Origin of the sequence: Vibrio sp. M260112 (genome assembly GCF_036533775.1) — a bacterium.
Taxonomy (GTDB): domain Bacteria; phylum Pseudomonadota; class Gammaproteobacteria; order Enterobacterales; family Vibrionaceae; genus Vibrio.
This window is the reverse complement of the sequence record NZ_JATABH010000023.1, coordinates 13,469-39,170: the sequence shown is the minus strand read 5'-3', so window position 1 is coordinate 39,170 and position 25,702 is coordinate 13,469. Positions and strand designations below refer to the sequence as shown.

Here is a 25,702-nt window from a genome sequence, read left to right as displayed (position 1 = left end):
ATGCAAATGCATCCTTATTTTTTATTCAGCAACTGAGCAATCGCCTGTTTTTCATCAGAACTTTTTGATTTTAGTTCATTGGAGCCACGTGTGATGGTTGCAATGCCAACACCTAGCATCTGGCTTATCTGTCGCTGTGACAACTCCCCTTTCAGTAACTCACGGAAGATGTTGACTCTCGCCACTAAAGCCTCTCTCTCATCAGGAGTCAGTAGCATGGTTAGTAACATTTCATGCTGTTGAGATTGAGTGCTTTGGTCAATCAGGTCTAAGATCTGCTGCCACTCTTTGTATTCTGGTTCCAATGACATTTGATAAGGTGCTCGCTAATATTTCGCGTTCAGCTCATGCTGATTCAAGAACGCCCCATCCACTCCTAAGACTTCGCGATAATAAGTTTCAAACATTAAAATGTTCTGCACATATCCACGTGTCTCATTGAATGGTATCGCCTCGATAAATGCATAAGCGTCTAGTTTTCCCTGGGTCTGACTTCGCCAGGTTTTCACTCGATGAGGTCCTGCATTATACGCGGCTAACGCAAAAATTCGATTGTTATCGTACTGTTTTAGCAGTCCATCGAGATAATGGCTGCCAATTTCGATGTTCTTACCCACTTGGTACAAATCATCTTTGCCCTGATAGGTCAGCTTATACTTTCTCGCCGTGTACTTAGCGGTTGAGGGCATAATCTGCATAATTCCACGAGCACCAACGGGGGATTTTGCTTCGATATCCATCGCACTCTCTTGGCGAGCCAGAGACATCAATGTTATTGGGTCGATGCTGTGTTTATCTGCATAGAAATCAAACCACCAGCGATGAGCGACTGGGAAACGAATCTGCAAATTATCCCACATTTGTGCTTTGATGCTCGCTGCAACGGTTAAATGGTGCCAGCCCTTGAAAGAAGCAAATGCAGCCAACATCTCTTGCTGTTTTTTATCTGCTCGTTCAAGTAGCCAACGCCACTCACTTTTCGCTGCGGTAATCTTATCGCGATCAATCAGTTCTTCTATTCTTATCAGCTCGGTAGAAAACCCTTTAAGCAGACTCTTATCGAGTGAAATTTCTGAGGTTGGATACTCGACCGAACGCTTAAGCTCTTTCGCAGCAGCCACGCTGTAAAAGTTACGCTGACCAATTAATCTCTCTAAGCGCTGATGGCCTTGAGCTTTCTGACCTGACTCTATCTCACTGCGCCCTAACCAATACTGCCAACGGAGAGTTTCCTGAGAAGGCTGAGGTAACTTGTGAATCCATTTATCAACACTTGGCCAATCTGCCATTTGGATAGCGAGCCGTACACGACGCTCTATCAATGCGACGTTTGATGACTTTACTATCTGCTTATCACGCCATTTAGCTAATGATGAAGAGTCCGTATTAATGAGTCGAAACGAGATGTAGTCCGCCAATGATTGCTGAGTATCCTCCGTCAGCTTTTGTCCTTGAGCCACCAAGCTGAACTGCTGCTGAGCTTGTTCGACATCTTTACGGGCAAGTTTCTTCAGAGCCAGTTCAGCCAGTTTCTGATTAACAGGCGTTACCTGCTGTTTTTTTGCAAACGCTCCGACTCGTTCGGGGTTCCCAAATAGATCCTGCATCTGTTCCGCTTGGCCTGTCGCCTGCGACGACTTGACCTGTTTCTTCAGGTAGCTCATCAAGGTACCATTGCGTGCTTCAAAAGCGAGAAGCATGCGCTCAACGACCATTTGATCACTTTTCAGCCCGGCTTTGTCCCATGCCTCAAACAAAGGATCACAAGCATCCGCAATACTGTGCCCAGATAACCAGAGTTTTTCTGCCCCCTCGAATGCTATCTTTTCATTTCCTTGTTGAGCATGTGCATTGTAATAATGGCATTGATACGTTTCGCCACGAGGCTCACTCGTTTGGAACGCTAATATGGTCTTCCAATCACCTTTTTTTGCCAATTCGTCCAGATACGGGGCTCGAATCCGAGCTGAAAAAGGGAAACTTTGATGCTGTTGGATAAATGACTCAACCTCCGTTGGCGAGCGCTGTGCAATGTCAACGAGAAAGGTACGGTAATCGATGTAAGGCGTCAGCGGGTAGTCAGCGATTTGTGGACGAATTTTAAGATACTGAGCGACTTGCTTGGCATCTAAAAACTCTTGAGCTTGGTCATACAAATCTCTTTGCTGTTTTAAATCAGCAGCCACCACAGATGTGGCAAAGGTTGCGCTGCATATCATCGAAGAAACAAGAGCTAGCGATGAAGAAATGCGATGCAGCGACTTTCGGAAAGTCTGCGTCATAAAGGCTCGTCCTAGAGAATAGAAAGCTATGATGTTCCTTATTAAGACTCATTGTAATCAGACCTGTAAAGCGCGGAGATGTAAATAATAATAAATTCACATAACTGTGACATTTGGCTTGCTTTAAGTGAAGCAGTGCGCGTTAAATCACCAATAAATGACCCCGACAGCGAAGCACACCGTTTATCTAGTAACAAACTGCTCGCTCTTAGTATAAAATAACCATTTCCGTGAATTGACTATTTAGGAACGATCGGCAATGGCTGAATACGTATATACCATGTCGCGCGTGAGCAAAATTGTGCCACCAAAGCGACAAATTCTTAAAGACATCTCTCTAAGCTTCTTCCCAGGCGCAAAAATTGGTGTTTTGGGTCTAAACGGTGCGGGTAAATCAACCCTACTGCGCATCATGGCTGGCATTGATACCGATATCGATGGTGAAGCACGCCCACAACCAGGCCTAAATGTTGGCTACCTTCCTCAAGAACCTGTACTGGATGAGTCGAAGACTGTTCGTGAAATCGTTGAAGAAGCGGTTTCTGATGTAGCCGGTGCAATGAAGCGTCTTGACGAAGTATACGCTGCGTACGCGGAGCCAGATGCCGACTTTGATGCGCTAGCAAAAGAGCAAGGTGAACTTGAAGCACTGATTCAAGCAAAAGACGGTCACAATCTAGATAACGCGCTAGAACGTGCTGCGGATGCACTGCGTCTGCCTGAGTGGGATCAGAAGATCCAACACTTATCCGGTGGTGAGCGCCGTCGCGTAGCGATCTGTCGCCTACTGTTATCAAACCCAGATATGCTTCTTCTTGACGAACCAACTAACCACTTGGATGCAGAATCTGTCGCGTGGCTAGAACGCTTCCTAGTTGATTATTCAGGCACTGTTGTGGCAATCACCCACGACCGTTACTTCCTAGATAACGCTGCTGGTTGGATTCTAGAGCTAGACCGTGGTGAAGGTATTCCATGGCAAGGTAACTACACTTCTTGGCTAGAGCAGAAAGATGCTCGTCTACAACAAGAAGCTTCACAAGAAAAAGCTCGTCAAAAGACGATTGAGAAAGAACTTGAGTGGGTACGTCAAAACCCGAAAGGTCGTCAGTCAAAATCTAAAGCACGTATGGCTCGCTTTGAGGAACTACAAAGCGGTGATCGTCAGAAGCGCAACGAGACTAACGAACTATTCATCCCGCCAGGCGAGCGCCTAGGTGACAAAGTTATTGAAGTGAATAACCTGACTAAGTCATTTGATGGCCGAGTACTGATTGATGACCTTTCATTCAGCATCCCTAAAGGTGCGATCGTTGGTATTATCGGTGCTAACGGTGCCGGTAAATCGACGCTGTTCAAGATGCTAAGTGGCACTGAACAACCAGATTCAGGCACGATTGAAATGGGTGAAACGGTTAAACTTGCTTCTGTTGACCAGTTCCGTGACTCAATGGATGACTCGAAAACCGTTTACCAAGAGATTTCTGAAGGCGCGGATATCATCAAAATCAACCACTTCGAAATTCCTGCACGTGCCTACTGCTCTCGCTTTAACTTCAAAGGTTCAGACCAACAGAAGATCATCGGTGAGTTATCAGGCGGTGAGCGCAACCGTGTTCACTTGGCTAAGCTTCTCAAAGCTGGCGGTAACGTGCTGCTACTCGATGAGCCAACCAACGACCTTGACGTTGAAACGCTACGTGCACTGGAAGAAGCTCTACTTGAGTTCCCTGGCTGTGCAATGGTTATCTCGCACGACCGTTGGTTCCTAGACCGTATCGCGACCCATATCATTGACTACCGCGACGAAGGTCAGGTTAACTTCTACGAAGGTAACTATACTGAGTATATGGATTGGTTGAAGAAAACCCTTGGTCCAGAAGCTGCGGAACCGCATCGAATCAAATACAAGCGTATTGCTAAATAATGTGATACAGCTTGAAATTTGTGCAAAGGCCGCTAATATAGCGGCCTTTATTATATAGCTCACAATACGGATAATTGTCCGTGTTGCGATCGCGAAGAATGCGAACAAGCGCGTATAGTGGCCACTTTAATTTTGATACTCTTACGAGTTGCAATTAAGAGAGAAAGTTATGATCGAACGCCGTCGTTTTTCGCGTATTGTTTACCAAGCTCAAGCAGTACTGACACAAGAGTCCGTTGAGGTGATCGCCCTTGTCAGCGATCTTTCGCTACACGGTTTATTGCTTACCAGTGACCAATCAGATTTACTCGATGTAGGTAAACAAGTTGATGTTGAATTTTCGCTTCCAGGAAGTGATGTTACGATCCAACTTGTAGGGAATATTGTTGGCCTTAATAACAATGTGATTCGTCTGAGTATTGATCACATTGATATTGAAAGTATCGGGCATTTGAAGCGGTTGGTCGAACTAAACGTAGGTGATGATGAGCTCTTACATCGAGACATCGAACACTTATCTGATTTAGGTGAGTACACCTAGCCTAACTAGCTTATGTCAAAAAAAATTACTATTTCTATCCCTGACTCATCAGGGGTACAACACTTCTATATCTCAAGAAAAAACTTCGTTGTTTCCTCTATGCTACTGATCGGTACGCTAGGTTCTGGTTGGGTTTATTTCTGGCAACAACAGCAGAAAACGCAACAAAACTACAATGCTCTGCTCGATCAACTCAGCTCAGTAGAACAGGCTAAAAACGAACTCGAGATGCTCTACGAAGAGCAAGTGGACACCACCCATTCACTGTCTCAGGAATTGGAAGATAAGCGTAACCAGATTCAAGTTCTCGGTAAACGTGTCTTTGACGTAGAGTCTGTATTGGGACTCGCTGATGAAACACTCAGCGATGAACAGAATCTTGAAGACCGACTTGATGCCGCAGCGGTTGACTCAGCAGTACGTGCGACCATGTTCCGTATGATCCCGAACGATTCGCCGCTCAACTACCAGCGCATATCTTCTCCATATGGCAGACGTACGAACCCAATTACCGGCAAACGTCATACTCATACGGGCATCGACCTGACATGTAAACGCGGTGAAGAGATTTATGCTCCTGCGGATGGTGTTGTAGAAACCGTGCGCCCGAGTTCAAAAGGATTTGGTAACTTTCTCACCGTTCGACACTCGTTTGGTTTTATGAGCTCCTATGCTCACCTCGCCAAGTTTAAAGTTCGCAGTGGTCAGTTTGTAAGTAAAGGGGATCTGATCGCCACTTGTGGTAACTCGGGTAATTCAACAGGGCCTCACTTGCATTACGAAGTACGCTTTTTAGGACGAGCACTCAACCCGCAATACACCATGGATTGGACGCCAGAGAACTTTAACTATCTTTTCGAAAACGAGAACGGAGTCAAATGGGCTCCACTGGTAAAAATCATCGATGAAACAGTGCGCTTACAGGTCAATCTGACCAATACACCGTATAGTGATAACTCGGTGAGCACGGTGAAAAACGAACAGGCTTCACAAGCAGAACCTGTGGTGATTCAATAATAGCGATCAAAAAGAGCGACGTTCAGTCGCTCTTTTTGCATCCCTAACTCTATCCTCTGTGGATGGAGTCATTGGCTTGCTTCAGCAAATTTTGGCTCTCTTCAAGGAACTGCTGCGAGTAGTCACCGAACCAGTCACTGACTTTGTCAAAACTCTCAACAAATGCCTGTTTGTCCTTGCCATCAAGAATCTCCAAGGCTTCACCAAAACAACGGTGAAAACGCTTGATCATGTCGATATTCTCTTGAGAAGAGAGAATGATGTCACCGTACAAATTAGGATCTTGACCGAATAGTCGCCCAACCATAGCGAGCTCTAAGCGATAAATAGGTGAACTCAGCTTGAGTAGCTTATCGATATTGGGGTTTTCACGGCTAAGGTGAAGACCGTATGCAAATGAAGTGAAGTGGCGTAGTGCCTGAATCAAGGTCATACCATGATCATGCTCACTCGCATCAATCTGACATAAGCTCGCGCCCCAAATAGAAAACTGTTGCAGCAACCATTGGTAGCTCTCTTCGCCTCGGCCATCACAGTAAACAATCACCTGCTTAGCCAAACTTGGAACATCAGGACCAAACATTGGATGCAGACCAACCACCGGCCCTTGGTGCACGTTAAGCATCGCTTGCAGTGGCTTAGACTTAATCGAGGTTAAATCACACAATATACAATCTTTAGGTAACTGACCCAGTTTCTCAATCACACCTTCGGTAAGATGAATTGGAACCGTCACCACAACCATCCCAGCATTCTCAAGCATTTCATCAGCTCGATCCCAGTCTTTGCTCCCAAGCACTTTAACGTCGTAACCAGAAAGCTTAAACATACGACCAAACAAGCCACCAAGCTGACCGTGACCGCCGACAATCACCACAGAGCGAAGCTCAGGATTAAGGCATTTGAAACCAGAATCTTTCTCACTGGCATAAGATTCACGCATTGTGCGGCGAAGAATATCTTCAATGAGTTGAGGGGGCACGCCTTTCTTCTCTGCTTCTTGACGACGTGAAGCCAGCATTGCCGCTTCACGATCTGGGGCATAGATAGGTAAGCCGTGTTTACTTTTCACTTCACCGACTTTCTCGACTAACGCAAGTCGCTGGGCTAACAAATCCAAAATCTGTTTATCTACTGCGTCAATCTGATCACGCAACTCATTCAATTCAACGGCCATTGATGTTCCTTGTGCTCTTCTACATTAGCCTTTCAAACGATTCTCTAGGAAAGGGACTAGCTCTTCATGTGCATGGCGTAATAGTGCCTCAGTTGTATCCCAATTGATACAAGCGTCGGTGATAGAAACACCATATTGCATCTCACTTAACGGAATATCAGATGACTGATTGCCCTCGTTAATATGACTTTCGATCATTAGGCCAATAATCGATTTGTTCCCTTCACGGATTTGGTGGATCACATCTTCTGCAACCAAAGGTTGACGACGGAAATCTTTACGTGAGTTGGCGTGACTGCAATCTACCATCAGCGAAGCTTCCAAACCATGCTTGGCCATATCCTGCTCACACTCAGTCACAGAAACTGAATCGTAATTGGTCTGCTTACCACCGCGTAGGATCACATGACCATTTGGGTTGCCTTGAGTCGTCAGTAAAGCAACCTGACCTTCACGGTTAATACCCATAAAGCGGTGGCTTGAAGAAGCAGCTTGCATCGCGTTAATTGCCGTTGCTAAGCTACCATCTGTACCATTTTTAAAACCAATTGGCATGGAAAGACCACTCGCCATTTCACGGTGAGTTTGCGATTCAGTGGTGCGGGCACCAATCGCAGCCCAGCTGAAGGTATCTGCTAGGTATTGTGGGCTGATTGGATCCAGAGCTTCAGTGGCTAATGGAATATTCATTTCAGCCAGGTCGACAAGTAGCTCACGACCAACATGAAGACCGTGCTCAATATCAAAAGAGCCATCTAGATGTGGGTCATTGATCAAACCTTTCCAGCCAACCGTTGTACGTGGTTTTTCGAAGTAAACACGCATAACAATATACAGTTGATCACTCAGTTGTTCTGAAAGTGCTTTAAGACGCTTAGCGTATTCCTTCGCAGCATCGATATCGTGGATTGAACATGGCCCGCATACAACAAGCAGACGGTGATCTTTCTTGTGGATGATATTCGCGATGGTTTGACGTGATTCTTGGATAGCGCGACGAGCTTTGTCACTAAGAGGCAATTTTGCCTTGAGCTCTTCTGGCGTAATCAGAACCTGTTCATCACTAATATTGATATTGCTCAATTCACTTTTTTGCATAACCTAAACCTGTATATTTATTTTTACACCAAGATTCATCCGTATCACTTGGTCTTGAATAAACATAAAATAACAGCCCAAATTTAGATTGCAACATGTAAACTAAAAAAAACACCAATGTAAATTTAAATTTACACGTGAGGTTTTAGCTGGTTTTAGCGAAGAATGATGAGATAAGCATGTTTTCTCTGCGGTTTGTTATCTAGAATAAGGGATAAATCCACACCTAATTTTATTGCTATGGATCTGATTCTTTCCCTACTACAGCAGATGTGTGTCTATTTAGTGCTGGCTTACATGCTTAGTAAGACCCCTATATTTCTGCCATTGCTGAACATATCCAACCGACTTAGCCACAAGTTGAGCGTCTACGTGCTGTTCTCTCTATTCTGTATTATGGGGACTTACTTTGGTTTACAGATCAATGATGCCATTGCCAACACCCGAGCGATAGGCGCGGTAATGGGTGGACTCTTTGGTGGGCCTATTGTTGGTTTTTTTGTCGGACTAACCGGAGGCTTACACCGCTACTCACTCGGTGGCTTCACCGACGTGGCTTGTGCAATATCAACCACTGCCGAAGGATTGATTGGTGGCTTACTGCATATCTACCTACTTCGTAAAGGAAAGTCTGAACAACTCTTTAATCCGAGTGTGGTTTTTGCCGTTACCTTAGTGGCAGAAATCGTCCAGATGCTGATCATCCTGATCGTCGCCAAACCTTTTGATCAAGCGTATAACTTGGTATCTGCTATTGCAGCTCCGATGATCATTGCTAACTCTGTCGGCGCAGCCTTATTTATGAGTATTCTGCATGACAGGAAAACCATCTTCGAAGAGTATTCAGCCACGTTTTCACGGCGTGCACTCAACATAGCTGAACGTTCAGTGGGTATCCTGGCATTAGGATTTAACAGCCAAAATGCAGAGAAAATCGCTCGAATCATCTACGAAGAAACCAACGTTGGTGCTGTATCTATTACCGACGATGAAAAGATTCTAGCCTTTGTAGGCATCGGGGATGATCACCATAAACCTAATACCCCGATCTCTTCACAAAGCACATTAGATGCGATTCAACAAAATGACATTATCTACCTCGACGGTAAGGAAAAGCCTTATCAGTGTTCTTTGTCGTCTGAATGCAAGCTTGGTTCGGCACTGATTATTCCCTTACGTGCGGGAGAACGAGTGATTGGAACAATCAAGTTGTACGAACCCAAGCGAAAACTGTTTTCTACCATCAATATGTCGATGGCTGAAGGGATTGCCCAATTACTCTCAAGCCAAATTCTATTTGGTGACTACCAGCAGAAACAAACCTTGTTATCTCAAGCGGAAATCAAACTACTCCATGCTCAAGTCAACCCGCATTTCTTGTTCAATGCTCTAAATACTATCAGTGCAGTTATTCGCCGAGACCCCGCGAAAGCAAGAGAGCTTATTCAGCATCTTTCTCATTTCTTCCGTAGCAATCTCAAGCAAGATATCGAAACCGTCACCCTCAAAGAAGAGCTTGCCCATGTGAACGCCTACCTGACCATCGAAAAGGCGCGTTTTACCGACAGGCTTGAAGTAACGATAGACATCGAAGAAAGTTTACTCAGTCGCAAAGTGCCAACATTTACCCTTCAGCCACTAGTAGAAAACGCCATCAAGCATGGGATATCAAATCTGCTATTCGGAGGCGTTGTTCGCGTCTACAGTCAGGTCGAGCAAGAGGGTTATCGTATCGTTGTTGAAGATAACGCGGGCAGTTACTCTCCCCCCGCTGATGACCATCTAGGATTAGGTATGCAAATCGTAGACAAACGTCTCACGAATAAATTTGGTCGTGCTTCGGCTCTCACTATTGAAGTAGAACCGGACAGACTTACGCGAATGAGCTTTATCATTCCCAACGAACACTCTCATTAAGGAACACCATGCTTTCAGCATTAGTCATAGATGACGAACTCTTTGCTCGCGAAGAACTGACAGAGTTGTTAGAAGAAACTGGGCATATTCAAGTTATCGAACAAGCCAGCAACGCAATCGAAGGGTTAAAAAAAATCAATCAGCTTAAACCTGACGTGGTGTTTCTCGATATCCAAATGCCACAAATAACGGGAATTGAGCTGCTGGCGATGCTCGACCCCGAAACGATGCCAAAAGTCGTGTTTGTTACGGCTTATGATGAGTTTGCCGTTCAGGCATTTGAGGATAATGCCTTTGACTATCTGTTGAAGCCAGTTGATACCCAAAGGCTTACTAAGACAGTTAACCGACTACTGAAAACACAACGAGTCAATAAGGAGCAAATTGCCGCTATCGCTCCTCCTTGTTTGGATCAGGTGCCGTGTATTGGGCTCAACAGAATCGTTATTATTCCGACTAAAGATGTCGAGTTTGCTTATAGTGACATTAGCGGTGTTCATGTTCAGACCCATGAACAGAAAGCGACGTCTCAGTTGACACTTAAAGTGTTAGAAGAGAAAACACCTCTTGTTCGCTGTCATCGACAGTTTCTCGTCAACATCAGTGCCATTAAAGAAATTAAACTACTGGAAAATGGCTTGGCCGAAATTATCACAGTCAGCAATCACCCTCTTCCAGTGAGTCGTCGTTACCTTAAAACCCTCAAAGAGAAACTCGGTTTTCACTGACTGAGCAATCAATAAAAGAGCCGCAGTCGCGGCTCTTTCAGTTAGGATTCTAAAATACATTTCATCGCATCTGACGCTTGTCGCCACTGCTCACTGCGTTGCAGATCTTCCAAGGTAAAACTTTGTGTCTTCAACAGTTTAACCGCTTCAGGCGTTTCCATGATAGGCAGATTGTCTAACACCTCAATCTGACCTTGTCGATTATTGCATAACAGCAGCATGTCACAGCCTGCGACCAATGCTTGATGAGACCGCTCTGCTGGCCCCCCCATAATCGCCGCACCTTCCATATTTAAGTCATCAGAAAAAACGATGCCTTTAAAACCTAGTTGGTAACGCAGTACTTGTTTGAGCCAGTATTCAGAACCACTCGCTGGCTGGTCATCGTAATGGGGAAAAACAACATGAGCTGGCATCATTGCATCAAGAATGCCGGCTTCGATTTGCGCTTTAAATATCGCCATATCCTGTTCGAGAATGTTATCGCGATAATCAAATGGGGTTTCTAAATGTGAGTCAGCAATCACACCACCATGACCAGGGAAGTGCTTGCCAGTTGTCGCCATTCCTACCGATTTCATTCCTTTCATGTAAGCGAGACTATGGCAAACGATGGTATCCATATCCTCACCAAACGAACGGTCTCCGATCGCTTTACACTCATGCCCCTGATCCAACACAGGCGCAAAACTAAGATCGATATCATGGGCCACCAGCTCAGCAGCCATCAGCCAACCACCTTGCTGAGCTAACTGCTCACTGTTTTCAAACTGGGCATATCTCTGCGCAGCGGGAATTCGGGAGAACCCCTCTCTAAAGCGCTGTACTCGTCCACCTTCTTGATCAACACCAATCAGAATAGGTCTCTTAGCCGCGTGACGAATAGCTTTATTTAACGCCAATAATTGCGCACTATCATGGTAGTTTCGAGAAAAAAGAATCACACCACCTACGGTTGGGTGTTCAAGAATTTCTTTATCTTCTGCAGTCAGTTCACAACCAGCCACATCGATCCATAACGGTCCCATAATTTCTCCACATCCAGCTCAATTTCGCTATGCTCCCGAGGTTATTAGGATTATTCTCTGTTTACAACGGTTAAACTTCACTGTTAGCGAAAATTGAGCATGACCACAAAAGAGTTATACATTGGCATTATGTCTGGCACTAGCCTTGATGGAATCGATACTGCACTGGTCGAGATTGACGATTGTCATATTCGCCTGTTGGAAAACCATGACCATGCCATTCCAGAGCAGCTTAAACAACGAATCCTAAATGTGTCACTGGGTCAATCAACTACGCTTCCAGAAATTGGTCACATAGATCATCAACTCGGCAAACTTTATGCGGAAGCAGTACAAGCGCTGTTGGCCAAAAGCGGACGAACAGCAAAAGAAATCACTGCCATCGGCAATCATGGTCAAACCGTCTTCCACCAACCTAATGGGGACGCGCCTTTTACCATCCAGCTTGGTGATGCCAATATCATTGCAGCCCTAACGCAGATAGATACGGTCGCCGATTTTCGACGCAAAGATATTGCACTGGGTGGACAAGGTGCCCCTCTGGTTCCTGCTTTCCACCAATCAATTTTCAAATCGAATGGCTCAAGCGTTGTGGTACTCAATATCGGCGGCATTGCCAACATTTCGGTGTTAAGACCGGGGCACCCCATCATTGGTTACGACACAGGCCCTGGCAATATGTTGATGGACGCGTGGTGTTATAAACATCAAGGTATCGCGTTCGATAAAGATGCTCAGCTTGCTAATCAAGGCAAGATTGATACTGACCTACTGTCAGAACTCCTTGATGAACCTTACCTAACACTTCCAGCACCTAAAAGCACCGGACGCGAACTGTTCAACTTGCCTTGGTTAGAAAACATCCTCAACCGTTACTCAACGAAGGTTGCTGATGTGCAAAGAAGCTTGTGTGAATACACCGCGCAAACTATTGCTAATGAAGTCAAAAAATTCAAACTAGGCGATACGCCAGAGTTATTAACCTGTGGTGGCGGCGCTCATAACCCACTACTCATGCAACGCTTAGCCGAGCTATTGCCAGATTGGCAGGTGATGCTAACCGATGACAAAGGCGTCGACAGTAATAATATCGAAGCGATGGCCTTTGCTTGGCTGGCCTATCGCCGCATTCACAATCTGCCAAGCAATCTGCCTGAAGTCACCGGAGCCTCCAAACTGGCTAGCCTTGGTGTGATGTACTTTGCTGATAAATAAGGACAACTATGACTAATGATGCGCTTATCGCTGCACTTTCACATTTAGTTTCTGAAGGGCGTAATCCTGAGACCATGGATATCGACCTCTTGCCTTCAAGTGAAATCGTCAAGCGAATCAATCAACAGGACCAACAGGTTCCTCTGGCGGTCGAGAAAGTGTTACCTGAAATCGCTCAAGCCGTCGATAAAATCACAGAGGCATTTAAGAGCGGAGGGCGTTTGATCTACATGGGGGCAGGAACCAGTGGTCGTTTGGGTGTTTTAGACGCCTCAGAGTGCCCTCCTACTTTTGGCGTATCCGATCAGATGGTGATTGGACTTATCGCTGGTGGACCAGAGGCGATTTTAAAAGCGAAAGAAGGTGCGGAAGACTCATTTACCTTAGGCATCAAAGACCTTAAAGCGATCAATTTTGCTCACAATGACGTGGTGGTTGGTATTGCTGCCAGCGGCAGAACACCTTACGTGATTGGAGCGCTCGAATACGCAAACCAAATTGGCGCAACCACCGTTGCCCTGTCCTGTAATCCTGACTCTCCCATCGCCGATATTGCACAAATAGCGATTAGCCCAATTGTGGGGCCAGAAGCTCTTACAGGATCGACTCGATTAAAATCCGGAACAGCGCAAAAACTTGTGCTGAATATGCTAACGACAGCATCAATGATTCGTTTAGGTAAGAGTTATCAGAACCTAATGGTTGATGTGAAAGCAACCAACAAAAAGCTGGTTGCACGCGCTGCACGCATCGTTATGCAGGCAACTGATTGTGATAACAGTGAAGCGATTGCAACGCTCGAACAAACTCACTATGACGTTAAGGTAGCCATTCTGATGATTCTCACTGGAATGGACGTTGCTGAAGCAAAAAGTAAACTCGATAAACAAGACGGTTTTTTGCGCAAAGCGGTTCAGCTTCACCACAACGATTAACTGAATAACTAGGGGAGCAGAGGCTAACTTGCTCCCCTCTGTTATATGCGATTAACAATGGCTAGTTCTGGTATTCATTCCAGCCACGCTGCCATTCCATTCGAAACTTTTGCGCACTCTCTGTACCTTCACACACACCTTCGTAATATTGACCAGACAATCCTATCTGATAGGCGAAATCTGGGTTGCAGTATTGGCCGATACCTTCCGAGTAACCCGTTTCATAATCTGCCTGCTTAACTGCGCCTAAACTTGTCAGCTCTTTATAAGAACGCTGAGTGTGACCACTGACTCCATCTTGAAAACCAATTTGATACCAGTCTCCTTGTTTTGCGAGTTGCTCAGGGCTACTCACACACGCAGTCAGAACCGTCATTATGGCTACGACAATTATCTTCCTCATTGTTTTTCCTTGACTTTATCTCCAGTGATTAATCAAACCACTAAACTTCAACAATTGCCACTCACTGACAGAAAAAACCACTTAATAGCTCAGAAAACCACTCATTTTTCTATACGACCACTTACTTCAGAAGCGAATGATGATTGCCCGAGAAAGACTTAGTATGCATGGTGAGCTTAATTAATTTCACTAAGGAACAAGTGCTATGTTGTGGTTTCTAACCTGTGTCGCGGCCCTGATATGTGGCTACTTTCTCTACGGCGCATTCGTAGAGAAGATTTTTGGTATTAACGAAAAACGTCAAACCCCTGCGCATACTATGCAAGATGGTGTTGACTACGTTCCAATGTCGACGAAAAAAGTCTACTTGGTTCAACTACTGAATATTGCTGGTGTGGGTCCTATCTTTGGCCCAATCATGGGAGCCCTTTACGGCCCTGCAGCAATGCTATGGATTGTGGTCGGCTGTATTTTTGCTGGTGCGGTACATGACTACTTCTCAGGTATGCTATCAGTACGTAATGGTGGTGCTTCAGTGCCGACCATCACAGGCCGCTACCTAGGCAATGGCGCAAAACACTTTATGAACATCTTTGCCATTGTTCTTCTGTTGCTAGTCGGCGTGGTATTTGTTTCAGCACCTGCGGGAATGATCACTAACCTAATTAACGATCAAACTAGCCTGAACGTTAGCATGACGACCATGGTTATCGCGATTTTCGCTTACTACATCATCGCTACAATTGTTCCTGTTGATAAAATCATTGGTCGCTTCTACCCACTATTTGGCGCCCTACTTATCTTCATGTCGGTCGGTCTAATGACAGCGATTGCTTTCTCTAGCGAACACACTGTAATGGGTGATTTCCAAGTCAGCGATATGCTAACTAACCTTAACCCAAATGATATGCCTTTATGGCCAGCGCTATTTATCACTATCGCATGTGGTGCCATTTCAGGTTTCCATGCAACCCAGTCTCCGCTGATGGCTCGCTGTATGGAAAATGAAAAGAATGGTCGCTTCGTCTTCTACGGTGCAATGATCGGTGAAGGTGTCATCGCGCTAATCTGGTGTGCGATCGCTCTATCTTTCTTTGGCTCACTAGAATCACTCTCTGAAGCTGTGAAAAACGGTGGTCCTGGTAATGTCGTTTACAGCGCATCATTTGGCCTACTCGGTGTCTTTGGTGGTGTAATCGCTTTCCTCGGTGTCGTCATCCTACCTATCACTTCTGGTGATACTGCATTTCGCTCTAGCCGTTTGATCCTAGCTGAATACTTCAACATGGAGCAAAAAACACTGCGCAACCGACTATTGATGGCAGTTCCACTATTCGTTATCGGTGGCATCTTGACTCAAGTAGATTTCGGCATTATCTGGCGTTACTTCGGCTTTGCTAACCAAACGACCGCGGTCATGATGCTATGGACTGCATCCGCGTACCTACTACGCCATAACAAGCTGCACTGGATTACCACTATCCCTGCAATGTTCATGACGACAGTGTGTGTTACCTTCATTCTCAATAACAGTTCACTAGGTTTTGGTCTGCCAATTCAAATTTCAACGATTTCTGGAGTACTGTTTGCTCTAGCCGTTACCGCTTACGTGATTAAGAGATCCAAAGGTAAAGGTGAAACTGACCTTGCTGACGAAGAGAAACCACAAGCAGTCACAGAAACTGCGTAGCTCAAAACAAAAACGTAATGAAAACTAAGGCTCCTTCGGGAGCCTTTTCTATTGTAAAGCGCGTAAAAAAGCCAGCTTTAACGCTGGCTTTTTGTTGTTGTGATCATTAATCGATTTGCTTAATCTGTAGCTCTTTCGGTACTTCAAAGAACATATTCTCTTCACGCCCTTGAATCTCTTCTACCGAGCGAGCACCGACCAACTCTTTTATTCGGTCTAGGATTTGGTTGACCAACTCCTCTGGAGCAGAAGCACCCGCGGTCACCCCTACTTTCGTTTTGCCTTCAAACCATTCCGACTTGATGTCTTCCGTGCAGTCAGTGAGGTAGCCCGGCGTTCCCAGCTTTTCTGCCAGTTCTTTAAGGCGAGTAGAATTTGAAGAGTTTTTAGACCCGACGACAATCATAACATCCACATCCTCTGCCATTTCGCGAACCGCGTCCTGGCGATTTTGCGTTGCATAACAGATGTCATCCTTGCGCGGCCCCTGAATGTCAGGGAAGACACGACGCAGCTCGTCAATGACATCTGCAGTCTCATCCACTGATAGCGTTGTTTGGCTCACATAGTGCAGGTGGCTTGGATCACGCACCTTATCTTTAAGAGCGATTACATCCGCTGGCGTTTCCACCAAGTACATACCGCCTTTATCACTGGCGTATTGCCCCATTGTACCTTCAACTTCAGGATGTCCAGCATGACCAATCAACACAACTTCCATATGCTTACGACTCGCACGAGCTACTTCCATGTGCACTTTAGTCACTAAGGGACAAGTTGCGTCAAAAACGGTGAGAGCACGCTCTTTGGCCTCTTTGCGTACTGCTTGAGACACACCATGAGCAGAAAAAATAACGATATTGTCATCTGGAACTTCATGCAACTCTTCAACAAAGATCGCACCACGCTGCTTGAGGCCTTCCACGACAAAACGGTTGTGAACCACCTCATGGCGTACGTAGATTGGTGGTTGGTACATTTCTAATGCACGTTCAACAATGCTGATCGCACGATCAACACCGGCACAAAAACCGCGAGGGTTGGCTAATAGAATTTTCATTTCATTGCTCATGGCGTTGTTTTCTTCTTTGGGCGGTTATTCTACTGACAAAATCTCAACTTCAAAAGTCACATCCTGTCCTGCTAGCGGATGGTTGAAATCTACGGTCACAGAGTCGCCAGCTATTTCGGTAATAATGCCAGGAATTTCCATTCCGTCTGGGCCAGAAAAAGCCATGATGGTGCCCACTTCCACTTCCGCGTCACCAACAAACTTAGCACGGTCCATATGATGAATATTGTCTGGATTTTGCAAACCAAACGCATCTTGAGCTTTAAGTTCAATAGCCTTTTGGTCACCTGAGTTAAGACCCAGCAAACACTGTTCAAAGTTTTCACTAAGGCTACCATCACCAATCACTAGTTTGGCTGGTTTGCCCATGTTGTGGGTACTGTCGGCAACAGACCCATCTTTCATTTTGATCGTAAAGTGCAAAGTTACTGCTGAATCTTGGGCGATTGTAGTCACGTTACTGCTTCCTTGGTGTCGTTATTGTTTTAATAGATGTGTCGCCGTCAAATTGGCGCTCGGATTCAAACTAGACGGGTATACTAAAAAGCGCCATCGTAATCAACCGACAGCGCTTAGGGTTATTCAATTCATCACGAATTAAGCTTTGGCGTCGTCTTTTTTACGAAAGCCATCTAAGATAATCATCGCAGCACCAATACAGATAGTAGTATCAGCCAGATTGAATGCTGGCCAATGATAATTACCCCAGTAAAAGTCGAGGTAATCGACCACATAACCATGGACGACACGATCGAAGACGTTACCTACCGCACCACCAATAATCATAGCGTAGGCGATATTGTTCCACTTTTCGGCCGCTGGAAGTTTACTCATCCAGTAAGTCAGCATTGCGGTGACTGCAAATGCAATCCCAGTAAATAGCCAACGTTGCCAGCCAGCCTGATCGCTCAGGAAGCTAAACGCAGCGCCGTAATTATGAACATAAAGGAAATTGAAGAAAGGCAGTACCTCTATTCGATTTGCCCATCCATAACCCATATTATCCATCACAAACAGTTTAATACCGATGTCCGCAAGGAAGATAACCAACGCTAGCCATAGCCAACGTACACCTGATTGTTTAAGAGTTAATGTTTGCTCGTTCATACAGTTCCTAAAAGTAGCCCCAGTAAATACTGGGGCTATTTAATTTCTGAAAAGTTCAGTTACGCTAATGCGAATTATGCAAATTTACGTACTTCGCCTTCACCATCTACGTTCGATACACAACGACCACAGATCTTCTCATGGCCTTCGATCGTACCAACGTCTGGAGTATGGTGCCAACAGCGGTCACACTTCTCGTTTTCAGTCGCTTTAACTTCAACAAACAGACCTTCAACATCGGTCGCTTGTGCTGCTTGAGATTTTTCACCTAGAGACTTAACCACGGCGGTTGATGTCAGTAGAGCAAAACGCAGTTCGTCTTCTAGCTTACCTAGCTTAGCCAGAAGTGCATCGTCGGCATATAGCGTGACTTCAGCTTGTAGAGAGCCACCGATTGTCTTGTCTTTACGAGCGTCTTCTAGCAGCTTGTTTACGCTACCACGAATCACCTGAATCTCAGCCCAGAACTCGTTGTTCAGCTCTTCACCTTCAGTCAATCCGAACAGGCCGTCGAACCATTCACCAGTGAAAACAAACTTATCGCGCTCACCTGGCATTTCATTCCAGATTTCATCCGCTGTAAACGACATGATAGGAGCCATCCAACGTACCAACGCTTCTACGATGTAGTAAAGCGCCGTCTGACAGCTACGTTGAGCATGTCCGCCACGTTTTGCTGTGTACTGACGGTCTTTGATCACGTCTAGGTAGAATGAACCCATCTCAATCGAACAGAAGTGCATCAAGCGCTGAGTCACTGCGTGAGTGTTGTACTCGCCGTATGCTTTAACAATTTCTTCCTGAGCCGCTAGTGCGCGACCAACAGCCCAACGATCAAGTGCAACCATTTCTTCTGCAGGAACAATATCCGTTGCAGGGTTGAAACCACTTAGGTTCGCAAGGAAGAAACGTGCTGTGTTACGGATACGACGGTACGCATCAGCAGAGCGCTTAAGAATTTCATCAGATACCGCGACTTCGCCAGTGTAGTCTGTTGATGCAACCCATAGACGCAGAATATCTGCACCTAGCTTGTTCGTGACATCTTTCGGTGCAACTACGTTACCAATCGATTTCGACATCTTACGACCGTGACCATCTACAACGAAACCGTGCGTTAACACTTGCTTGTATGGCGCTTCACCTTTCATCGCGATAGATGAAATCAATGACGACTGGAACCAACCACGGTGTTGGTCAGAACCTTCCAGGTAAAGATCTGCGCTGTTGCCGTTGTACTCTTCACGAGCGTCAACCACTGAATAGTGAGTAACACCTGAATCGAACCATACGTCTAGAGTATCAAGTACTTTCTCGTATTTATCAGCGTCATCACCAAGTAGTTCTGAAATTTCTAGATCCCACCAAGCTTGGATACCTTTTTCTTCAACAAGTTGAGCAACTTTCTCAACCAGTTCAATTGTGTTTGGATGAAGCTCTGCAGTTTCTTTGTGAACGAATAGAGCGATCGGCACACCCCAAGTACGTTGGCGTGAGATACACCACTCAGGACGACCTTCAATCATACCTTCGATACGACTTTGACCCCACTCAGGCATCCACTCCACACCTTTGATTGACTCTAGTGCCTTAGCACGTAGACCTGCTTGGTCCATCGATACAAACCACTGAGGTGTTGCACGGAAGATGATTGGAGTCTTATGACGCCAACAGTGTGGGTAGCTGTGCTCATAAGCGTGGTGATGAAGAAGCGCGCCTTTTTCTTTGAGCGTTTCAACGACCGCATCGTTCGCTTTGAATACGTGTTGACCAGCAAACAACTCAGTATCTGGTAGGTAAACGCCGTTTGAACCTACAGGGTTAGCCACTTCTAGGTTGTATTGGTTACCTACTGCGAAGTCTTCTTGACCGTGACCTGGCGCGGTATGGACAACACCTGTACCCGAATCAGTAGTCACGTGATCACCTAAGATCGCTGGCACGGTAAAGTCATAGAATGGGTGATTGAACTGAAGCAATTCAAGATCGCTACCCTTAGCAAAACCTAGGTTGTGGAAGTGCTCAATACCAGCACGGTCCATGACATCTTTCGCTAATTCAGACGCAACGATGATGCGCTCTTTAGACTCACCTTCAATTTGGACAAGTACATACTCTAGATCACCGCGTAAACATACTGCGCGGTTTGCTGGCAGTGTCCACGGTGTCGTCGTCCAGATAACAATTGAGATATCGCCTTCGCCTTCATGACCTTCAATAAGATTAAACTTCGATAGTAGAGCCGCAGCATCTGTCGCTTTGAAGCGAACATCAATCGAAGGAGAAACTTTGTCTTTGTACTCTACTTCAGCCTCAGCAAGTGCCGAACCACAGTCCGTACACCAATGAACTGGCTTGAAGCCTTTCAGTAGATGACCATTGTCAGCGATTTTACCTAACGCGCGGATGATATTTGCTTCGGTAGCAAAATCCATCGTGCGGTAAGGCTTATCCCACTCTCCCATGATACCTAGACGCTTGAAGCTCTCTTTTTGACCTTCAACCTGACCTTGAGCGTATTTACGACACTCTTCACGGAACTCTGCCGCAGAGATCTTTTGGCCTGGTTTGCCTTTCTTCTTCTCTACCATTAGTTCAATTGGTAGGCCGTGACAGTCCCAACCTGGAATGTACGGTGCATCAAAACCAGAAAGTGTTTTGGATTTAATAATAATGTCTTTAAGAATCTTGTTTAGTGCGTGGCCAATGTGAATGTCACCATTCGCGTATGGAGGACCATCGTGTAGAACGAAAGATTTTTTGCCTTTCTTCGCTTTACGGATTTCACCGTAAAGGTCTTCTTTGTACCAACGCTCAAGCATCTCTGGCTCACGATTGGCCAGATTGCCGCGCATCGGAAACCCTGTTTCAGGAAGGTTCAGGGTATCTTTATACTCACTCATCGATTCTTAATTCCGTTGTGTTGGGTGACAGTTAGACATTATGCCAAGCAGCGAACTAAACCGCTTGGTCTTTACGCTGACGCAGCCACACCCTTGCTGCTTCAGCATCCAATTCAATTTGTTGTTTCAAAGCTTCGAATGACTCAAATTTATGCTCATCTCGAATCTTATCTAAAAGTACGATTTCCAACTGTTTACCATATAAATTGGCTTTAAAGTCGAATAAATGTACTTCTAGTTGCTGACGTACACCGTTAACCGTCGGTCGGTTACCAATGTTCGCCACACCTCCAATAGGCCCATCATCAAGACATAATGCCTCAACGGTATAAACACCTGACACTGGAGATACGCAACGTTTTAGTGGGATATTTGCCGTAGGGAAACCAATGGTTCTACCCAATTTACGACCATGAGAGACTCGACCACTAATACTATAATGACGTCCTAACATTTGCGCAGCTTCATCAAGCTTATCTTGCGCTAATGCCCGACGTATTGCAGTGCTGCTAACCCGCAACTCAGCTAAGCGAAAGCTTTGTGTGCTGACCACTTCAAAGCCGTACTTTTTTCCTGCTTCTTGCAGCATCGCAAAGTTCCCCTTACGACCATGACCAAAGCAGAAATCATCGCCTACGACGAGAAACTTAACACCCAAACGCGCTACCAACAAGTCACTAATAAATGCCTCAGGGGTTTGATTGGCGAACTTAAGGTTAAAGTTTACACAAAGCAACCTTTCAATATTCAATTTACTCAGTTGAACAAACTTATCTCTGAGGCGTGTCAGCCTCGCTGGTGCTTTATCTTTAGCAAACAGTTCCAATGGCTGAGGGTCGAATGTCATTACCGTCGAGGGCAGACCTAATTCCTTAGCCTGTTCAGACACTTGTCGTAATACTTCCTGATGTCCAAGATGAACACCATCGAAGTTTCCGATCGTCAATACACACCCTTGATGGTGGGGTTTGATATTGTGAATACCTCGAATCAATTCCATTGGGGACTGCTAAAAACCTATCTATTGGCTATAAATACTGTCTAAAAGAGTAAACATTGCGTGAAACTGACGGATTATATACTAATCAGGTTCGCTCTGTCGCTGCTTTTAAGTCTTTTAAACGTATACCCATAACCAGAAGTGCCACCAAATAAACGCCTGCACCTAAACCAATCAGCATAGACAACCACATCACGCGATGAGCTAAACTCCAGCTCAGCCAAATACTCATCTCTTCCAACTGCCACATGATCGCTGTGACCATTAAGCCACCCGCAATAATTAGCTTGCCAACAAAGATGAGTGTTTTGCGTGTTAACTGGTAAACACCTGCGATATGCAAACCTCTATATAGTAGAGTCATGTTGACCAAAGCCGATAGTGCCGTCGCAATAGCCAGACCGACATAGCCATAAAAATAAGCGAAGATAGCATTGAAGACCATGTTCGTTACCATTGCGATAATGCCGTACTTCACAGGCGTTTTTGTATCTTGGCGAGAATAATAACCAGGGGCGAGAACTTTAATCAGCATAAAGTTGAGTAAACCAGACGCATAAGCCATCAATGACATCGAAGCAAACTCGACATCTTGTGGCGTAAATTCCCCACGCATGAACAGCACCATCAACATAGGTTTTGCTAGCACCATCAAGCCCAACATCGCGGGAATACCCAGTAGTGTCACCATGCGTACGCCCCAGTCCATTGTCTGGGCAAAGCCTTCGTTGTGAGCATCGACGTGTTTGCGTGACAGCGCGGGTAGGATGACTGTCGCAATGGCTATACCAAATAAGCCAAGAGGAAATTCAAGCAGGCGGTCTGAGTAATAAAGCCAACTGATCGATCCCGTTTGAAGGAAGCTGGCGATAAAAGTGTCAAACAGCAAGTTTATCTGACTCACTGATACGCCAAATAACGCTGGAATCATTAACGTGCGAATTTTGACCACACCAGGATCTCGCCATCCCCACTGAGGTTTAACCATCACTCCTGCTTTTATCAAAAATGGGATTTGAAAAAGGAACTGGACTAAACCACCGAGGAACACACCAATCGCCAAACCAATTTCTGGTTGAGCTAGCTGAGGAGCAATAAACCAGGCCGATAAAATGATCATCACATTGAGGAACACTGGGGTAAATGAAGAAACGGCAAATTTCCCCATGGTGTTAAGTATTGCCCCAGAAAGAGCGACAAACGTGATGAACCATAAATATGGAAAGGTAATTTTGAGCATCAGGCTGGCCAGAACAAACTTTTCTGCCGACGGGCCGCCATGCATCCAATCTAAAAACCAGCCAAAACCAAATAGAGCCGTCACGATTCCCGAACCTAAGACACCAAACAATGTCACTATCGAGACAAGAACCCCTAAGGTACCTGCGGCCCTCGCAATAAGTTGGCGAGTTTTATCCATATCTCCCGCAGCATGATACTCAGTCAGAACAGGAACAAATGCCTGAGAGAATGCACCTTCAGCAAATAAACGCCTGAGGAAGTTGGGAATTTTATTGGCAAAGAAGAAAACATCAGCGCTTGCACCCGCCCCCATCTGGTTGGCAACAACAACATCTCGCACTAGGCCAAGTACGCGAGAAATCAGGGTCATGGCACTCACTATCATGCCAGACTTGAGTAGGCGTTTACTCACAATTACCTCGGGAATCAAAAATTTCGCTCTACTTTACACTAGGAATGTCATAACCAGAGCAGATTAGTATTAGCATTGAAAAAAAAATACTGTTAGAATCCCCGCCATCTTAACCGTGAAGACCTTTCAATCCAAAATTTGTTTGGCTCGATTGGTTTTTGCACAAATTATTTGACATTTAAGAGCAAATAGGGGATATTCCTCGCCCTTAAATTGTCACTGAACTAAGTTTTTGGGAGTTAGACCCTTGGCAAATAGTAAATCTGCTAAGAAGCGCGCTATCCAGGCTGAGAAACGTCGTCAGCACAACGCTAGCCGTCGCTCAATGATGCGTACTTACATGAAGAAAACTGTTGCTGCTATCGAAGCAGGCGACAAAGCTGCTGCAACTGAAGCTTTTGCTACAGTTACACCAATCCTAGACCGCATGGCTACTAAAGGCCTTATTCACAAGAATAAAGCTGCACGTCATAAGTCTCGTTTCTCTGCTGCAATCAAAGCTCTTTAATAGAACTCTGATTATACAGTGAAAGAAAAAACCGGCCTTGGCCGGTTTTTTTATATCTGCTATTTGTAAATGAGTAATTAATTGCTCATCACCTGTTCTTAATTATCACAGTAAAGCTCGTGTAGTAACTGAATCATAGACTTCACTTCTTCACTGCTTAATGTGTAATAAACCATTTGAGCTTTTTTTCGAGTATGAACCAGTCCATCTCTTCTTAACCAAGCCAAATGTTGCGACAACGCTGACTGGCTCAATTCCAGTTTGCAGCACAACTCTCCAACGGATAGCTCTTGGTTATGGAGCAGGCACAAAATCTGAAGACGTCGTTCATTCGCCATCGCCTTGAGTAGCACCACTGCCTTTGCAGAGTTTTTTTCCATCTCTTGTAAATCCATCACCAATGACCTCTTGATACAAGCATAACTTTGACAAAAATTTTCAGCCTTACAGAAATAACTAACCTTCTGTACTAACCAGATTCACACGATTAATAATTATGTTTAAGCGAATCTTTCAAATATTAATTCAACTGAGAAAAATAATCTATTCAGTTTAATTAACCATCTGGTTTAATTAAATAAACTCGTGAAATCTACATCACAAACATTCTTTACAGCAGGGTGTTGAATCATCCTTTCAGCGAATATCACATAATACTCTTCTTTCAGTTCATCAATATGGCCTATCAACTGCAATAGGAGATCACTTTCTACTTCTTTAACGTAAATAGACGGCGCTAAGAAGATGACATCATGATGATAACGGGCAAATGCTTTCATTAATGCCACATCATCAAACTCACCAAGGATATTAGCTTGAAGACCCTGTCGATCAAACCACTGTAATACTTTGCGGCCCATTGCGGTACGACTACCAGGAATAAGCAATTTACGCTGCTCTAATACAGCAGGAAAACTGACACTATCCACATTACCTGAACAGAAGAAACTCATATTGCATTCACCAAGTTTCTTACTATAGAGGCCAGGGCTTTGGCTCGAGTCAACCGGACAATCAGATAAAATCATATCCAGCTTATGCTGGGAAAGCTGTTCAAGTAGCATTTCATGAGTCGACTCAAAACACCGTAAATGGATGCTATTGTCATCAGGCACAGTGGTTAACAAAATTTTGCTCACCAAACGTTTAGAAAGCGCATCAGCCACACCAACATCAAAGAGTATGTTGGCTCGTTGGCTGTAATTAACGATGTCGAGCATTTCATAACTTAGGCCAAACATTCTATCGGCATACTTAAATACCAATTGGCCAAGCTCTGTAGGTTCAATACTGCGACCATTGCGTTTCGTTAACTTACCGTCCATTCGATCTTCAAGCGCTTTAATTTGGCCAGTAACCGTCTGCGGGGTCAAAAACAGAGCATCGGCCGCTTTTGTTACAGAACCTTGCTTGCAGACCATCCAGAAGTAATAGAGGTGGTTGTAATTTAAATGCGACATCGCGATGACTCTTTAAGTTCGAATGGATAAGGTTATAACA

At 45.1% G+C, this 25,702-nt stretch carries 23 protein-coding genes; 9 read left to right on the top strand and 14 right to left on the bottom strand.

The features are described from left to right. Positions 1-14 precede the first annotated feature (14 nt). Both trpR and sltY read right to left on the bottom strand, forming a co-directional pair. Positions 15-311, bottom strand: coding sequence for a trp operon repressor (gene trpR / locus QTN95_RS11660; protein ID WP_331417590.1), 297 nt, complete (start codon positions 309-311; stop codon positions 15-17). Positions 312-326: 15 nt separating this feature from the next. Further along, on the bottom strand, positions 327-2,282 hold the full coding sequence (gene sltY, locus QTN95_RS11655; RefSeq protein ID WP_331417589.1) for a murein transglycosylase: 1,956 nt from the start codon (positions 2,280-2,282) through the stop codon (positions 327-329). 259 nt (positions 2,283-2,541) lie between these two features. On the opposite strand from sltY, the gene ettA reads away from it, so the two are divergent. The 3 genes from ettA (at position 2,542) to QTN95_RS11640 (ending at position 5,767) form a co-directional block, all read left to right on the top strand. Beyond that, complete coding sequence (gene ettA, locus QTN95_RS11650; protein WP_138971365.1) at positions 2,542-4,209, top strand: energy-dependent translational throttle protein EttA; 1,668 nt, start codon at positions 2,542-2,544, stop codon at positions 4,207-4,209. 169 nt (positions 4,210-4,378) lie between these two features. Beyond that, positions 4,379-4,750 carry a PilZ domain-containing protein gene (locus QTN95_RS11645; RefSeq protein WP_138971366.1) on the top strand — a complete coding sequence of 124 codons (372 nt, stop codon included), beginning with the start codon at positions 4,379-4,381 and terminating at the stop codon, positions 4,748-4,750. Positions 4,751-4,762: 12 nt separating this feature from the next. Next, entirely contained in the window at positions 4,763-5,767 is a 1,005-nt protein-coding gene (locus QTN95_RS11640) for a peptidoglycan DD-metalloendopeptidase family protein (RefSeq protein ID WP_331417588.1), read from the top strand. A 49-nt stretch (positions 5,768-5,816) separates the two neighbouring features. Here the strand turns inward: QTN95_RS11640 and tyrA are convergent, their stop codons facing one another. Together tyrA and QTN95_RS11630 are read right to left on the bottom strand one after the other, a co-directional pair. After that, positions 5,817-6,944: a bifunctional chorismate mutase/prephenate dehydrogenase gene (tyrA, locus tag QTN95_RS11635; RefSeq protein WP_269377372.1), complete on the bottom strand. Its 1,128-nt coding sequence runs from the start codon at positions 6,942-6,944 to the stop codon at positions 5,817-5,819. Between the two features lie 24 nt (positions 6,945-6,968). Further along, positions 6,969-8,042 carry a 3-deoxy-7-phosphoheptulonate synthase gene (locus QTN95_RS11630; RefSeq protein WP_138971369.1) on the bottom strand — a complete coding sequence of 358 codons (1,074 nt, stop codon included), beginning with the start codon at positions 8,040-8,042 and terminating at the stop codon, positions 6,969-6,971. Positions 8,043-8,282: 240 nt separating this feature from the next. Between QTN95_RS11630 and QTN95_RS11625 the strand changes: the two genes are divergently transcribed. Both QTN95_RS11625 and btsR read left to right on the top strand, forming a co-directional pair. Then, complete coding sequence (locus tag QTN95_RS11625; RefSeq protein ID WP_138971370.1) at positions 8,283-9,959, top strand: sensor histidine kinase; 1,677 nt, start codon at positions 8,283-8,285, stop codon at positions 9,957-9,959. An 8-nt stretch (positions 9,960-9,967) separates the two neighbouring features. After that, positions 9,968-10,687 carry a two-component system response regulator BtsR gene (gene btsR, locus QTN95_RS11620; RefSeq protein ID WP_138971371.1) on the top strand — a complete coding sequence of 240 codons (720 nt, stop codon included), beginning with the start codon at positions 9,968-9,970 and terminating at the stop codon, positions 10,685-10,687. A gap of 41 nt (positions 10,688-10,728) precedes the next feature. Here the strand turns inward: btsR and nagZ are convergent, their stop codons facing one another. After that, positions 10,729-11,715 (bottom strand): beta-N-acetylhexosaminidase, encoded by a 987-nt coding sequence (gene nagZ / locus QTN95_RS11615; protein ID WP_331417587.1) that lies wholly within the window; start codon positions 11,713-11,715, stop codon positions 10,729-10,731. A gap of 99 nt (positions 11,716-11,814) precedes the next feature. Here nagZ and QTN95_RS11610 point away from each other — a divergent pair, with 99 nt between their 5' ends. Both QTN95_RS11610 and murQ read left to right on the top strand, forming a co-directional pair. Continuing rightward, on the top strand, positions 11,815-12,930 hold the full coding sequence (locus tag QTN95_RS11610; protein ID WP_331417586.1) for an anhydro-N-acetylmuramic acid kinase: 1,116 nt from the start codon (positions 11,815-11,817) through the stop codon (positions 12,928-12,930). Positions 12,931-12,938: 8 nt separating this feature from the next. Next, positions 12,939-13,865 (top strand): N-acetylmuramic acid 6-phosphate etherase, encoded by a 927-nt coding sequence (murQ, locus tag QTN95_RS11605; protein ID WP_331417585.1) that lies wholly within the window; start codon positions 12,939-12,941, stop codon positions 13,863-13,865. Between the two features lie 61 nt (positions 13,866-13,926). On the opposite strand, the gene QTN95_RS11600 is transcribed toward murQ, so the two are convergent. Next, entirely contained in the window at positions 13,927-14,268 is a 342-nt protein-coding gene (locus QTN95_RS11600; protein WP_138971375.1) for a DUF2799 domain-containing protein, read from the bottom strand. Between the two features lie 205 nt (positions 14,269-14,473). Here QTN95_RS11600 and QTN95_RS11595 point away from each other — a divergent pair, with 205 nt between their 5' ends. Continuing rightward, positions 14,474-15,958, top strand: coding sequence for a carbon starvation CstA family protein (locus QTN95_RS11595; RefSeq protein WP_331417584.1), 1,485 nt, complete (start codon positions 14,474-14,476; stop codon positions 15,956-15,958). Positions 15,959-16,064: 106 nt separating this feature from the next. Here QTN95_RS11595 and ispH read toward each other — a convergent pair whose 3' ends face one another. The 6 genes from ispH to murJ all read right to left on the bottom strand — a co-directional run bounded on the left by ispH (position 16,065) and on the right by murJ (position 23,694). Next, on the bottom strand, positions 16,065-17,030 hold the full coding sequence (gene ispH / locus QTN95_RS11590; protein ID WP_171052205.1) for a 4-hydroxy-3-methylbut-2-enyl diphosphate reductase: 966 nt from the start codon (positions 17,028-17,030) through the stop codon (positions 16,065-16,067). A gap of 24 nt (positions 17,031-17,054) precedes the next feature. Further along, on the bottom strand, positions 17,055-17,486 hold the full coding sequence (gene fkpB / locus QTN95_RS11585; RefSeq protein ID WP_331417583.1) for an FKBP-type peptidyl-prolyl cis-trans isomerase: 432 nt from the start codon (positions 17,484-17,486) through the stop codon (positions 17,055-17,057). Positions 17,487-17,627: 141 nt separating this feature from the next. Beyond that, positions 17,628-18,137, bottom strand: coding sequence for a signal peptidase II (gene lspA, locus QTN95_RS11580; protein WP_331417582.1), 510 nt, complete (start codon positions 18,135-18,137; stop codon positions 17,628-17,630). A gap of 74 nt (positions 18,138-18,211) precedes the next feature. Next, the gene (gene ileS / locus QTN95_RS11575) at positions 18,212-21,040 is read right to left on the bottom strand and encodes an isoleucine--tRNA ligase (protein WP_331417581.1); all 2,829 of its coding nucleotides are present in this window, start codon (positions 21,038-21,040) and stop codon (positions 18,212-18,214) included. A 55-nt stretch (positions 21,041-21,095) separates the two neighbouring features. Next, entirely contained in the window at positions 21,096-22,040 is a 945-nt protein-coding gene (gene ribF / locus QTN95_RS11570; protein ID WP_331417580.1) for a bifunctional riboflavin kinase/FAD synthetase, read from the bottom strand. Between the two features lie 85 nt (positions 22,041-22,125). Then, positions 22,126-23,694: a murein biosynthesis integral membrane protein MurJ gene (gene murJ / locus QTN95_RS11565; RefSeq protein ID WP_331417579.1), complete on the bottom strand. Its 1,569-nt coding sequence runs from the start codon at positions 23,692-23,694 to the stop codon at positions 22,126-22,128. A 247-nt stretch (positions 23,695-23,941) separates the two neighbouring features. Between murJ and rpsT the strand changes: the two genes are divergently transcribed. Then, complete coding sequence (gene rpsT / locus QTN95_RS11560; protein WP_038206410.1) at positions 23,942-24,202, top strand: 30S ribosomal protein S20; 261 nt, start codon at positions 23,942-23,944, stop codon at positions 24,200-24,202. A gap of 98 nt (positions 24,203-24,300) precedes the next feature. Here the strand turns inward: rpsT and QTN95_RS11555 are convergent, their stop codons facing one another. Next, positions 24,301-24,597 carry an ArsR/SmtB family transcription factor gene (locus QTN95_RS11555; RefSeq protein WP_331417597.1) on the bottom strand — a complete coding sequence of 99 codons (297 nt, stop codon included), beginning with the start codon at positions 24,595-24,597 and terminating at the stop codon, positions 24,301-24,303. A 174-nt stretch (positions 24,598-24,771) separates the two neighbouring features. Further along, positions 24,772-25,662, bottom strand: a complete 891-nt coding sequence (nhaR, locus tag QTN95_RS11550; RefSeq protein WP_331417578.1) for a transcriptional activator NhaR — start codon at positions 25,660-25,662, stop codon at positions 24,772-24,774. Positions 25,663-25,702: the final 40 nt, after the last annotated feature.

Excerpts from the sequence above, each read along its gene's own strand:
- trpR (WP_331417590.1), bottom strand. The coding sequence starts at position 311 with ATGTCATTGGAACCAGAATACAAAGAGTGGCAGCAGATCTTAGACCTG.
- sltY (WP_331417589.1), bottom strand. The coding sequence starts at position 2,282 with ATGACGCAGACTTTCCGAAAGTCGCTGCATCGCATTTCTTCATCGCTA.
- ettA (WP_138971365.1), top strand. The coding sequence starts at position 2,542 with ATGGCTGAATACGTATATACCATGTCGCGCGTGAGCAAAATTGTGCCA.
- QTN95_RS11645 (WP_138971366.1), top strand. The coding sequence starts at position 4,379 with ATGATCGAACGCCGTCGTTTTTCGCGTATTGTTTACCAAGCTCAAGCA.
- QTN95_RS11640 (WP_331417588.1), top strand. The coding sequence starts at position 4,763 with ATGTCAAAAAAAATTACTATTTCTATCCCTGACTCATCAGGGGTACAA.
- tyrA (WP_269377372.1), bottom strand. The coding sequence starts at position 6,944 with ATGGCCGTTGAATTGAATGAGTTGCGTGATCAGATTGACGCAGTAGAT.
- QTN95_RS11630 (WP_138971369.1), bottom strand. The coding sequence starts at position 8,042 with ATGCAAAAAAGTGAATTGAGCAATATCAATATTAGTGATGAACAGGTT.
- QTN95_RS11625 (WP_138971370.1), top strand. The coding sequence starts at position 8,283 with ATGGATCTGATTCTTTCCCTACTACAGCAGATGTGTGTCTATTTAGTG.
- btsR (WP_138971371.1), top strand. The coding sequence starts at position 9,968 with ATGCTTTCAGCATTAGTCATAGATGACGAACTCTTTGCTCGCGAAGAA.
- nagZ (WP_331417587.1), bottom strand. The coding sequence starts at position 11,715 with ATGGGACCGTTATGGATCGATGTGGCTGGTTGTGAACTGACTGCAGAA.
- QTN95_RS11610 (WP_331417586.1), top strand. The coding sequence starts at position 11,815 with ATGACCACAAAAGAGTTATACATTGGCATTATGTCTGGCACTAGCCTT.
- murQ (WP_331417585.1), top strand. The coding sequence starts at position 12,939 with ATGACTAATGATGCGCTTATCGCTGCACTTTCACATTTAGTTTCTGAA.
- QTN95_RS11600 (WP_138971375.1), bottom strand. The coding sequence starts at position 14,268 with ATGAGGAAGATAATTGTCGTAGCCATAATGACGGTTCTGACTGCGTGT.
- QTN95_RS11595 (WP_331417584.1), top strand. The coding sequence starts at position 14,474 with ATGTTGTGGTTTCTAACCTGTGTCGCGGCCCTGATATGTGGCTACTTT.
- ispH (WP_171052205.1), bottom strand. The coding sequence starts at position 17,030 with ATGAGCAATGAAATGAAAATTCTATTAGCCAACCCTCGCGGTTTTTGT.
- lspA (WP_331417582.1), bottom strand. The coding sequence starts at position 18,137 with ATGAACGAGCAAACATTAACTCTTAAACAATCAGGTGTACGTTGGCTA.
- ileS (WP_331417581.1), bottom strand. The coding sequence starts at position 21,040 with ATGAGTGAGTATAAAGATACCCTGAACCTTCCTGAAACAGGGTTTCCG.
- ribF (WP_331417580.1), bottom strand. The coding sequence starts at position 22,040 with ATGGAATTGATTCGAGGTATTCACAATATCAAACCCCACCATCAAGGG.
- QTN95_RS11555 (WP_331417597.1), bottom strand. The coding sequence starts at position 24,597 with ATGGATTTACAAGAGATGGAAAAAAACTCTGCAAAGGCAGTGGTGCTA.
- nhaR (WP_331417578.1), bottom strand. The coding sequence starts at position 25,662 with ATGTCGCATTTAAATTACAACCACCTCTATTACTTCTGGATGGTCTGC.